At 41.2% G+C, this 12,789-nt stretch carries 10 protein-coding genes and 1 tRNA gene; 1 reads left to right on the plus strand and 10 read right to left on the minus strand.

Annotated features, from left to right (window positions below):
* Positions 1-4: 4 nt before the first annotated feature.
* The 5 genes from rimP to J4861_RS10890 form a co-directional block, all read right to left on the minus strand.
* Complete coding sequence (gene rimP, locus J4861_RS10870) at positions 5-472, minus strand: ribosome assembly cofactor RimP (protein ID WP_025836736.1); 468 nt, start codon at positions 470-472, stop codon at positions 5-7.
* A gap of 157 nt (positions 473-629) precedes the next feature.
* Complete coding sequence (locus J4861_RS10875; protein ID WP_211793537.1) at positions 630-1,136, minus strand: DUF2335 domain-containing protein; 507 nt, start codon at positions 1,134-1,136, stop codon at positions 630-632.
* On the minus strand, positions 1,126-1,350 hold the full coding sequence (locus J4861_RS10880) for a hypothetical protein (protein ID WP_211816846.1): 225 nt from the start codon (positions 1,348-1,350) through the stop codon (positions 1,126-1,128). The genes J4861_RS10875 and J4861_RS10880 overlap by 11 nt, the downstream gene beginning before the upstream one ends.
* Before the next feature lie 350 nt (positions 1,351-1,700).
* Positions 1,701-2,930, minus strand: coding sequence for an alpha/beta hydrolase family protein (locus J4861_RS10885; protein WP_211816847.1), 1,230 nt, complete (start codon positions 2,928-2,930; stop codon positions 1,701-1,703).
* 333 nt (positions 2,931-3,263) lie between these two features.
* Complete coding sequence (locus J4861_RS10890) at positions 3,264-5,012, minus strand: S41 family peptidase (RefSeq protein ID WP_211816848.1); 1,749 nt, start codon at positions 5,010-5,012, stop codon at positions 3,264-3,266.
* Positions 5,013-5,208: 196 nt separating this feature from the next.
* Here J4861_RS10890 and J4861_RS10895 point away from each other — a divergent pair.
* Positions 5,209-5,282 (plus strand) — tRNA-Asn (locus tag J4861_RS10895).
* 232 nt (positions 5,283-5,514) lie between these two features.
* Here the strand turns inward: J4861_RS10895 and J4861_RS10900 are convergent.
* The 5 genes from J4861_RS10900 to J4861_RS10920 form a co-directional block, all read right to left on the minus strand.
* Complete coding sequence (locus J4861_RS10900) at positions 5,515-5,883, minus strand: desulfoferrodoxin family protein (RefSeq protein WP_009010935.1); 369 nt, start codon at positions 5,881-5,883, stop codon at positions 5,515-5,517.
* 462 nt (positions 5,884-6,345) lie between these two features.
* Positions 6,346-8,322, minus strand: a complete 1,977-nt coding sequence (locus J4861_RS10905; protein WP_211817785.1) for an alpha-amylase family glycosyl hydrolase — start codon at positions 8,320-8,322, stop codon at positions 6,346-6,348.
* 288 nt (positions 8,323-8,610) lie between these two features.
* Positions 8,611-9,618, minus strand: coding sequence for an Outer membrane protein SusF domain-containing protein (locus tag J4861_RS10910; RefSeq protein WP_211816849.1), 1,008 nt, complete (start codon positions 9,616-9,618; stop codon positions 8,611-8,613).
* 82 nt (positions 9,619-9,700) lie between these two features.
* Positions 9,701-10,879: a SusE domain-containing protein gene (locus J4861_RS10915; RefSeq protein WP_211816850.1), complete on the minus strand. Its 1,179-nt coding sequence runs from the start codon at positions 10,877-10,879 to the stop codon at positions 9,701-9,703.
* A gap of 279 nt (positions 10,880-11,158) precedes the next feature.
* Positions 11,159-12,787 (minus strand): RagB/SusD family nutrient uptake outer membrane protein, encoded by a 1,629-nt coding sequence (locus J4861_RS10920; RefSeq protein ID WP_211816851.1) that lies wholly within the window; start codon positions 12,785-12,787, stop codon positions 11,159-11,161.
* Between the last annotated feature and the right edge of the window lie 2 nt (positions 12,788-12,789).

Consider the following 12,789-nt stretch of genomic DNA (forward strand, 5'->3'; position numbering starts at 1 on the left):
AGCTTTACTTGAAACTTATTATGTATTTTGTATATTTTACTTCATCCATCTTGTACGCGTGGTCTACATCCATCTTCACTGGACGTTTCTTACCTTCCACTTGTACCTTCTCATTGACTGCCACAACAAAGTCGTTACCATCAACGCTCTTTAATACGCCTTTGACTTTCTTTCCGTCCTTACCGAGCACCTCAACTTCCTTACCGATGAAGTTCTGATACTGCTGAGGAACTTTGAAAGGCTGACCCAATCCTGCAGAACCTACCTCAAGTTCGTAATCCTCTTCATCACGTGAGAGACGATCCTCGATATACTTGCTCAACTCTACACAATCTTCAATCCACACGCCATCGGCATGATCAATCTCAACGACAATCTTATCGTCAGAACTGATTTGAATGTCAACCAGGAAGTACTCCTTACCCTCCAGCCACTCGTCAACGAGACTTTTTACAACGTTTTTATCTATCATAAGCGTTTTAATATGAAAAATGAGGGACTATTGAAAGCCCCTCATTCCTCTGAACGTTTGCAAAGTTACGAATATTTTCGCCACATACCAAATGTTTTACGGCTTTTTTTATCAGCACACAAACGATTTAGACGGAATAAAAAACAAGTTAAACAACTCATTCTTTTTCCACTTCATCCTGTTCATTTGCATGTGGATTTTGCTTTAGCACAAAAACCACAGCTAAACCTATAGCTGCCGTTATCATAATCCCAGCAGTTACATCATGTCCATAAAGAGCTAAAAGCGTCGACAATCCAATAAGAATTACGACAATAGAATATCCCATCCATTGTCCTCGCTGACTTTCTTTCAATCCACTTGTAACGATACTTCTTTCTGTACCTATGCGATGTTCCACCTGCTGCTCCATCAAACACAAGATACGTTCTGGTGCATCAGGAATAACTTCCCCATAGGCTTTAAAATCTTCAGGAGCAGGCAAAGGACCACGAAAAGAGTGTTCTGTTTCTAATGCCATAAAAGCACTTACTATTTTAGAGCGTTGGTCAGGTTCTAAGTTTTCAAGTACTTTATTAATATCGGTTATGTCTTCTGATAACTCTTCTTTAGTAGGCAACGTAGATGTGTCTTGTTTAGTCTCTTTGTGTTTATTACCTTCCATAGTTTAGCCGTTTTAACACAGTGTTCATATCATTTGCAATGAGCCTTGTATCTCTCTGCAAATCTTCTAAATCATTCCCTTGCAGATAGCGTTCAAAGCGTTTCCTTGACATCATACCAATCACAGACAAGAAGCCAGACCGCATCGTTGGTCTCTCTGAGAATAAGACCGATGTGGTAATATTGTTCTTTTCTTTTTTCTTTATAAGTTTCATAACGGTAATGATGTTATTAAATGAACACGCCACAAATTTACATATTCTGCTCGAGAATTCCAAACCTTCAAGTAATTATTTTTTTGTGATATGAGAAGAAAAACACCATTTCTTCACATCGAAAGAGTTTACCAAAACCCAAATTCCTTTCATGAAAGAAAATAATTCTTTTCGTGAAGAAAAATATTTTTTTCATGAAGATAAATTCTTCCTTTCATGAAAATAATTCTATGCAAAACGTTCTTTAGATAACTAAAAGGTAAGAACAGTCCATATAAAGACTACTAAATCAAGTGCATATAAGCACATATCACCACTTATCAATTCTAAATAAACAGCGAATTCTGTATTTATTGTTTGATAAAACGAACGATATCTTCCAAGACTTCTGGCGAGATTGTTTCTTCTATCATCCTATACTCCGAAACATTTCCTGTCTTACAGTGTTGGAAAAGATGGTTAAGAGATAGATATTCTTTGATAACGTTTTTGGGATTATTCTTTAGATGAGCCTTAATTCCTGTAAGATTCAGCGATGAGATTACTTGAATATCACGATTACCATTAATAGCCATAACAGGACAAAGCGTCTTTGAAATATCCCCAGATGGATCATAATCAATAAAGAAATTCAACCAAGGTGACCTCTTTATAATGGCATTCATACGATACTGATGCGTAGAGAAACGCATTGATTGCCCTGTTAGTTCAAGTATCTTATTTGTTTGTGCTGTCAAAGCTGTATCTCCTTTCACGCCAATACCAGCCATACTAATAACGAAATCTACTTTCCCTTTCGCTCCCAACATGAAAGCTATAGAGCCTCCTTCACTATGTCCGAGTACGCCAACCTTACCAAAAAGCTTTGACCTACGCAGAAATTCAACACCACTCATTGCATCTCGCATAAAATCAAGCGTCGTTGCATGTTCCACATCTCCGCCTGTTGATTTACCAAAACCACGGTCATCATAACGCAAAGTGGCTACACCATTCCGTGCAAGATAGTCTGCTATAACAAGGAAAGGCTTATGATCGAAGACTTCTTCATCTCTGTTCTCCTGCCCACTCCCAGTAACCATCAACACAACAGGGGTCTGTCCTTTCTTATAACCAATAGGGTATGACAATGTCCCAACAAGTGTTGCCTTATCTGTCACATTATTAAACGTCACTTCTTCTGTCTTATATGGATAGGGAGCTACAGGGTTCTGCGGACGATTTAGTTTCTCCTCTCCTCGTTTCAAGGTTAATGGAAAGGGTTGCCCCTGGGTAAAAGTACCGACTATCTCGTCCCCTTTCAATTTTCCTTGATAGCTGAGAGCCAAACTTGCGAGGCTTACACTGATAGAATCAGACGAGCAGTAATCTGTTTCTACCGCTATCCCCTTTGCCCCTTGATCAGGACTATCGAGCGTACATTCAACCTTTCCTTGTGCATTACAATTCACATGTAACACAATAGTCAATAATTGTGGACCAAGATTCAACTTACCCATCCACACTCCTTCCATAGGTTTCTGTGCAAAAACTCCAACCCAAGAAAACAACAAACATAAGAGTAGAATCTCTTTTTTCATATTCATCAAATTTATAGTACAAACTATTATAAGCGAAACAAGCACTTGAAAACAACTTTTTCAAGTATCGTTCTCATATTCATCCTCCACTTGCCTTGCCACTGAATAACAAGCAAGTAAGGTTCCCACAGGGCAAAGATAAAGAAAAAAGACATATAAGTCAATCCCTATAAAAGAAAATATTTCATATATAAAGAGAATTATCTATCACAAAGCAGTTCATTAACATGACAAGTAACCCATAAATAAACACACAAAATGACTATATAAGAATAAGGCTTATAAGTTCCACTTGAACTCATAAGCCTTATTCCTTTTATTAAAAAGTTCCCTTTATTTCGCCTTTGACTTCTGCTTTTTATCAACAGCTACATTGCTTGCTGGCTCGAGCTTAACCAAAGGCTGACCAACAACAGGCTGCAAGAGTTTCTTATACTCTGCTGGATTCTTCAAGATTTCCACAGCCTTTTTCCACTGCTTATCAAACTGCAGACTATTCTCCAAGGAGCCTTTCTGGTAATAATAAGCTGAAACGAGGTCGCTCGTCAACACCTTCTTCAGGGTTTGCTTGTTATAATCAAGGTCTTTAGCAAGATTATGATTCAACTTCTTCTCTAAGGCATCAAACTCACCTTTCGCATCATCATAATAGCCTTCGAACTTAGCCAACTTCACAAGATTCTCCAAGTATTTCTTACTTTCACGGTCATACTTGAATCCACTCTTCAATACAGCTTGCTTGAAGTCTTCAAAATCAGCATCTGAAATGACAAATGTCTTTGCAGGACCAATTGTAGGATGCTTCTTCAAATACTGCAACTCCCAATTCCACATTACCTCTGTTGAATCGCGACCAGAGGAAGCAAGATAGAAAGCAATGTTTGGTAGAGAGTCTGGACGTACCTCAACATCTGGTTTGATACCACCACCATCACGCACCTCACGTCCATTTGCCGTGTGGAACACATGTGTTAACGAGTCTGGTACATGCTCAGTATATCCGCCATTTGCATGCTTATAGTTGATAGCTTGTATACAGCGTCCGCTTGGGATATAATACTTACTTGACGTGAGTTTTAAGTTTCCATTATAAGGAAGGTCCATTGACACCTGAACAAGTCCCTTACCATAGGTACGTGTACCGAGAACTACCGCACGATCAAGGTCTTGCAGACTACCACTGGTAATCTCACTGGCACTCGCAGTCTCATCATTCACCAACACAACAATCGGCATAACAGTGTCGATAGGTTCAACTGTCGTCTTATACTCTTTGTTTGCACGCTCCATCTTACCCACTGTCTTCACCAGTGTAATCCCTTTCGGTACAAACATATTTACGATGTTAACCGCTTCTTGCAAACTACCACCTCCATTGTTACGGAGATCGAAGACAAGTGAGGTCATACCCTGCTTCTTCATATCAAGGAAGGCACGACGTACGTCCTTAGCACAACCCGTTGTGAAAGAATTAAGATTCAAATATCCCACTCCACCATCCTGCACACCATAATAAGGTACAGCAGGGAGCTGAATAGCTCGACGGGTAATCTTAAACTTCATCTTCTTATTCACTGACGGACGCTGAATGGTCAGGATAAAGGTCGTACCAGCATCGCCACGTAGATGATTGCTGACATATGCAACATCCTTACCCACCATTGACGAATCGCCAATAGCAAGGATGACATCACCCTTCTTCAAGCCAACTTCCGCAGCAGGCATATTCTCATAAGGCTCATCAATCACCGTATTCTTCAATAAGAAATTATAACGAATCAATGCACCGACACCTGCATACTTACCCGAAATCATCAAGTCGAGGTCTTTCACCTTCTCCTCTGGGTAATAAATTGTATAAGGGTCGAGCGAACGGAGCATGTAATTGATACCCGTTCCGATTACCTCGTCGGCATTAAGGCTATCAACATACATCAAGTCAAGATACTTGTAAATAGCCGAAAAAGTCTCAAGATTCTTTGCGACATTGAAGTTATGCTCCTTCTCCCCAGTGCTTTGTGCCATAACAGACCCACTGAAAGTTAGCAACCAGAGTCCGAAAGCCAAAAACAATTTTCTCATTATATATTATATCTGTTTGTTGTTTAATGTTCTTATAACGGGACAAAAGTACATTATTATAATGGAAAACATGCCTTAATGACAACGAAAATAAAGAAAATTACGATTTTATTGAAATTTTCTTCAAAAACATTTGGCAGTTTCAAAGAAACATACTACCTTTGCAACCGCTTAGAAGAAATAAGCAATATAAACTGCTTCAGTAGCTCAGTTGGTTAGAGCACCTGACTGTTAATCAGGGGGTCGTTGGTTCAAGCCCATCCTGGAGCGCATCGAAAGGAATTACGAAAGTAATTCCTTTTTTTGTTTTTATACGCTTCAAGAGACTTTCATATTGGTTCTGTAGCAAGAAGTGAGGATAGTTCAAATGAGCCTAATTGGGCATATTAGGCTTAATATAATAACAGAAAGTATAGGAAGATAGAAAAGAAAAAGGGTGTATGCTCTCCTTTTAAAGAAGACTCATACACCCACTATTATATGTAAGTCTGAAAAGTTGCTCTTACTTTGAGCGCCAGAGACCATGGAGGTTGCAGTACTCACGTGCATAAACCTCAGTTGCATCAGTCTTGAACTCAGCTACTGGGCGGTCTGTTGGCTCGAGATACTTACGGAGAACCTCGTTGTTGTTAGTAACCAACTCAATCCAAAGGATAGAGTGTGCCTCTGTCATTGGATGCTCAACCTCACCAACAGTTACACGGTAACCACCTTCAATCTTCTCAACAACAGGTACGTGCTTCTCTGTAGCAGCATCTGTAGTATTCTCAACTACATGCTCCATACCAGCAACACCACACTCACCGCCTACTAATACTTCAACGATCTGACCACTCTCTGAACACTTATATAATTCGTTTCGCTTTGACATAATAAATTATTTCTTAATGTTTTATGTCTGCAAAGATATATCTATTTTCCGAAAGAAACAAACTTTCCACTTGTAAACATTACAAAATTTACATTCTTTAATATTTTCCTCGACTCTATAACTGCCTTGTATTTACAGAATATCTTACCTTATTAGCAGTCAAAACTTTATCAACTCCACCCTATTCCACCATCTTTTACCATCGTAAAGATGCCTAACACCAATGGTGTTAACACCTAACACCAATGGTGCGAACCATGAGCACACGATGTGCGGAGGGCTAAACACCAAAGAACTCATCATATAAAGAAGTGCCATATGACGTTAGAAAAAGCATATAAAACAAAAAGTAAGTCTACTTAATGTGATAAGAAGACTTACCTTCTCAAGGTTTATACACCTCTAAATATACGATATTACATAGAAAAATGTATGCTTTTTCTTTTTATCTGATAGCTGTACTTACTTTACAACTATCTTCTTGCCTGCATGGATATAAACGCCACGCTGTGAAGGCTTACCTGTGAGTCGCTGACCAGAGAGTGTGTAATAATACTTATCGCCCCTGCTCTGTTTAGTATCAACCTCAACTCCCTCAATACCAGTAACATCATTCGTCACGTTATTGACAACATACTTACCATTCTCCTTTGTTGATGAGATAACAAAGTAAGACGTTTTCTTCACTCTTTCGATGTCCACAGTCTGATTGGCACTGGCATTTGATGCCGTACCAATACTAAAAACAAAGTTCACATAGTCATCAGCTTTTGTGAGCGTATAGTCCTTATAGAACCAAGTCTTACCATTCAGGGTTGTCTTTGAAGTAACCTTATCACCCGGCCATGCCGTTGCTGTATGTGTACCACCCCATGAATGATAATTCACATATGAGTTCCAACCCACCTGATCAGTATTCACATAGACACGAATCGTCTCTGGTGTGAAGGGGACTGGAGCCGTAACCTGATAGCAGCGAGTGATAACCTTGCCCACTACACCACCTGCCAACAATGCCACCTTCAAGGTTGTTTCACCCTCAGGAAGGGTTATTTCCGTTCCAGAAGCCACCTGTACGCTGCTTGCTGTTGGCTCTGTACCATCCGTTGTATAAACAAGTTTAGCTCCCGCATGGGCAGACACGGCTGTTAGTTTAACCTTTAAGTTCTCACCTTCATACGCTCCACTCGCCTTATCAGCCCAAGGGGTCTCAGCATCAGTGGCAAGATAATAAGCATAGTGATAGCCACTCAACAGCTTTGTATAACGTGAAGCAGGAACTATCAGTTGGTTAGCATTGTTACCCACAACGACCAAGAGCCTTCCATTCGTACCTGTAACAACATTGGCATAATAATCTTTTGAAGAGCGATAGATCTGATAACTGCTCGTATTCGTCACACCAGCCAACTTACGGGCATCAATCATTGCCTTTATTTCCTTTGGATAAGCAAGGTAATGGGTATAGAAAACACAAGGTGTTCCAGGCATTGCCAAGAGATAAGCATTGGCTGCTAACGTATCCTTACGGATAGGGTCTGGCGTATAACCGCTCGTCGTACCCCTATCTTGAACATCATGATTCTCAACAAAGGTAACGGCATATTGCTTATAAGCACCATTATCTATATTAAGCCCTGTAGGTCTTGTATCATTAAGAACACGCCAATCATTCTGATTAATAGCATCACGAACAGCATAGCGGAAAGCAAAGTCGAAGGCAGCACTACGTTTTCCGGTGGCATCAATCCACGCCTTTACAGTATTCGCATTGCCATCCCAATACTCACCTACCGAGTACTTTACATTTGCTGCTGTATTATAATCACCAACATGAGAAGCACCAAATCCCTTCACCATATCATATCGGAAACCTGCATAACCAAGGTCATTAAGCAAGAAATTTTCGTATGCCTTAACAATCTTCTGTACGTTACCACTCTTGTGATCAAGGTCGCGCATACCGCCCCAACCTTCTCCTTCGTCATTGTTCTGACTAAGCTGAGCACCCGTTCTTCTTGCTTCTGTAGCAGCTTTTCCACCGTCATCATCAGCACAAACATCCGTAGAAAGGTTCTGATAAGTCACTCCCTTATATACTTCTGCAGGGAAACCAAACCATCCATTATTCGTTCCGTGATGGTTTATAACCACATCGGCAATCGTACCAATCTGCTTGTTTTTAAAGGTAGATATCATACTCCTCAACTCTGCCTCAGTACCGAACGATGAGTTCTGATTGAAGTAATAGAGTGGATCATACCCCATCGACTTCGTTGCAGCAGCCTTACCACTCTGTGGAACCCATACAAGATCAAAATAACCAGAGAAGTCATTAGCTTTCTTCTCCAGCACAGTCCACTGGGAATCGTCGAACGAATCCCAATAAAATCCTTGTAGCATTACGCCACCATAACCAGCAGGCCATCCCTGTGACATTGCACAAAGGGAGCATACTAAGGTATATAAAAACACGAGTTTACGTTTCATATAGATTTCGTTTTTAGTTATTTACAGTCTATGTGTACAAAGATAATGATTTACCAAACACAATATCCGCAAACAACTGTGTTTCTAAGTATTTTAAAATGCAATCGTTTGCACTTTCAAGGACAGAAAACTAATCCCCAAGTACCCAATAGTTTCCTCTTCAAAAGCCATAAAAAAGAAAGAGTGTGTCGAACAATCCTTCGACACACTCTTATCGTTTTACCTAAATTCAAGTCATTAAGGAACAAGTTCCATTGTACAGTGTGACTTCGTATCACACAAGAGATAGAGCTTGATATTATACTTACCAGCTGCGACATTGATGTTACCACCCTTGAGAGTAATATCAGTCAATGAGCCACCCCAGTCTAATACCCAATCATTGTTAGCACGGAACTTCATCTCACCTGCAGTCAGTGTGATGCCCTTTAGCTCCCAACACTTCTCTGTAGCATTGTAGGTCATTGCCTGATCGCTGTTCCATCCGTTTGGAGTTGCAGAACCAATAATACCAACGCGATTGATAGCTGTGTAGGTAAGTGCCTGTGACGTGAGGTCGATATCCACCTTATAGAAGCCTGCTGGTTCTGTCAACACGATATTGCTACCCTTCTCTACGAGACCAGCACCATAGTCAGTACCATTCCAGTCCTGCTGAGTTGCAAACTTAAAGCCATTCTGATTGAGATACATAAAGCCTGTGTACTTACCATCAGCAGCTGCGCTATAAAGAGGATTGCTGAATGACCAGCCGTTAGCATCGCCTGACATATAAAGATACTGAGTGAAAGCTGGTGCAACACAAGTTACGTTTGCAGTCACACTCTGTGAAAGACTGAAGCCCTCACCACGGAGCAACTTTACTTTATCAGTCACTGTAATAGGCACCTGATGTAGGTTGCCATTCTTACCATAGAGGCTCTCTACGGCAGAAACAAGTTCTGTACTCTTCACCTTACCCTCTTTACTTGCGTTAAGGGTTGCGGTCTTACTATTATAAGAAAGTACAGCCGTCAAGGTCTGAGAAACGACAGAATCCGTTGAGACAACCTTTGGAACAAACAGCTGAACAGAGTCTGCTGTTGCAGTATTGAAGTCGATGGCAGCTGCTTGGTTTACAGTAAACGTAACCGTACTGGCTGTCTCTGCGCTGTTACTCTGTGGTGCAGTCCATGCTTCATATTCATCGCTACCGCAAGAAGCAAGTAGCAATGCGGCACTTGCCATGATTAATAATTTCTTCATTTCGATTCTTCTTGTTATGTGATAAGGGTGTGTCATACTAATTGTGCCTGCTGACACACCCTCTATTATCATCTTTAATAAATTACTGCTTTACGAAAGAATACTGACCAGTGATGTCGTTGAAGTAAACAGTGTAAGTACCCTTACCATTGCGAACATTCTTACCGCCCTTCGTTGCAACACCATATGGGAATGCTTCAGAACCCCAGTTTACGTCCCAAGTACCGTTAGCAGCGAACTTACAGCCCTCACCATCAGCACCAGTAGACTTCTCATTGAAGGTCACAGTAGCCTTCCAATCATGATTCTCTACAACAGTTGTCTGTGCAGTCATTGGTGTTCCTGCAGCATTCCAGCTGTCATGCTTACCAGGAAGACCCATAGAGTTGTAAACAGTAGGTGTAGCACCAGTGTACTCTGCGATTGTCAGTTTCACATTCTTAGTATCAAAAGTAATGGTATAGTAACCAGCTGTTGGAACCTTGATATCAGAAGAACCGCCATCATTATAAAGGAACTCGCCATAGCTTGCGCCCTGACCAACCTGACCAGCATCCCAATTCTCTGGGTTCTTCTTCAGTTTGAAGCCTGCTGTTGACAGATAACCAGTCCAAGAAATTATGCCCTTACCGGTCTTCTTATCATACTCCTGACCTTCCATTGGCAACAATGGAACCACCTGACTATTACCCCATGAGCCATCACCGAAGTTACCACCGACGAGATACCAAGTCTCAACAGGAGCGTCAGAAAGCTCAACATAATAAGGAGCAACACTCATCTTTACAGGGTTAGAGTAGATTGTATCACCATTTACTAACGAGTAAACACGTGCGTAGAGTTCCTGTGTTGCAGGGACAGTAGTCTCCTCATAGCGTTCCATCTTCTGAATAGCCGTTGCAAGGTCGGCTGCAGGAACAGAGGTAGAAGCAGTACCTGTTGGCGAACCAACAGCAGCATAGTTACCACGTTCAGCATCCATATCAACAACAGCGTCCACAGACTTTGTCCAAGTGTTGGTAGTTGAGAACTGCATACCATATTCAGCAGCTACAGGGAAACCATATTCAGGCTGCGACCATGTGAACTTCAGACTCTCAGCAACCTTTAAATCTATTGTTTGTGCAGCGTAAGCTGGTGTGTTCAGAACAAATGTCTTTGGTGACTGAAGAACTGGATTATTGTCCAAGTCCTTGTCACAGGCAGAGAACAGTGCCACACCTGCACACAACAGCAACGATGACTTAATTATTGATTTCATATTGATTATTCTTTAATCGTTTTATTTCTATTATTCAGTAGTACGTCTTTTCAATGCCTTTTAAGTCCCAAGAACGTCTTTATTAACCATGAAATAGGTCATGCTGAAGTCTTGTTGGCGAATTCTTTTCATGAAAAGAAATAATTATTTTCACGAGTGGAAATATTTATTTTCATGAAGAAAAACATTTATTTTCATGAAAAGAATTTGCCAATGATGATTTCCGAGAGATTCAATCACGGTTTTCATCAGACTTTTCAGGCATTGACAACACCTTAATTAATACCCAGTATTCTGAATCAAGTTGCTATTAGCAACCATATCACTTGTCGGAATTGGGAAGAGATTGAGGTGAGAGTCGAAGTTACGGCCGTTCTTCACACCACCCTTCCAACTCCAGTTGTAATTAACATTACCACCAAAGTAGCCGAAACGGATAAGTGTTGTACGACGCAAGCCTTCGAAGTAGAACTCACGGCTCCACTCGTCACAAATCTGGCGGAGTGAATAAGCGGTCTGAGTAGTAGCATTAGCACGCGTACGGAGCGCATTGATATAAGCAGTACCCTGTGCTGTTGTTGTTCCATTATTCTGACGTGCATCAGCCTCTGCATACATTAAGTAAGCCTCAGCAGCACGCATAAGGAAGAAGTCAGCATCTGGGAAGAGTGAGTTATGACCTGCACTGCCGTCCGTCTTGAAGTTATTAAACTTACAAACAGAGAATCCGTTGGTAAATACCTTTACACCCTTCTCATCGTCACCATTGCTTACATTACGACCTTCACCATCGAAGAGGGCACGATCGTCATCAGCTGCTGCTGGCATAGCGTATGCAGCAACATTAGGAGCATCGTTATTTGGGAAGAACTTCAATACGAGGTCTGGACGCATACGGTTACCAGCCCAACCACCAGTTGTGCTGTTACCAGCAATAGTAGCACTCTTGATATGCTCGCTGTTATCGTTAGAACCAGCCATAAGGTAGAGGGTTGTACCATATGAAGTTGTCTTCAAACCATCCTGAAGGATTGGGAAGATAGCCTCAACAGAAGCACCGTTTTCACCATTATCGCCCATGAAGAGCTGCTGGTAAGCACTCCACTGACCCTTCTTGGTGGTATAGAGCTTATAAGGAGAGTCAATAACCTTCTTTGCATATAACTTAGCATTAGCCCAATCAGCAGTACCTGTATAAACCTCAGCATTCATATAAAGACGAGCCAAGAGCATCCAAGCAGCAGCTTTGTCAACACGACCATAACCAGTAGTGGCTGAAGTCTTAGGACTTGCATCGTTCAAATTAGGCTCAACCTCATTCTTCAATTCATCAATAAGCCACTTATAAAGGTCTGCACGCTGGATGCGAGCTGGCTTAGCAGAAGATATTGCTGTTGTGAAAGGAACATTACCCCATCCGTCCAAGAGATAGTAATAATTCAAAGCACGGATGAAACGAACCTCTGCTGACATCGTTGCATTGTAGTCACCGAAGTCTGCAAGATACTGATTGCAATAGGTGATACCCGCATAAAGACGATAGTAAAAACCCTTCAACATTGGATGTGAAGCGTCATAACTATCGAAGTTCATGTTAGCAATACCCTCATCACCCCATGCGCAGATAGCCTCATCGGTGGTTAACTCCTGTGAGTTGAACAGCTGACGTACGTAACCACTGGTTCCACCATCAATACCATCAACATCGCTATCACCATTAGCTCCACCGTTACCAGCCATAGCAATATGAGCATAGCACTTATTGAATGCGCTTTCTGGCGACGTATTTTCCTTTGTATTAAGGTTTGGATCAATTGGTTTTACATCCAAATCGCCTGTACAAGAGGTGAACCCTACTGACAGCAAAAGTGCTGCTGTAGAGAATATATATTTGAATTTAGTATTCATTG

This window comes from Prevotella melaninogenica, from assembly GCF_018127925.1.
Lineage (GTDB): Bacteria > Bacteroidota > Bacteroidia > Bacteroidales > Bacteroidaceae > Prevotella > Prevotella melaninogenica_C.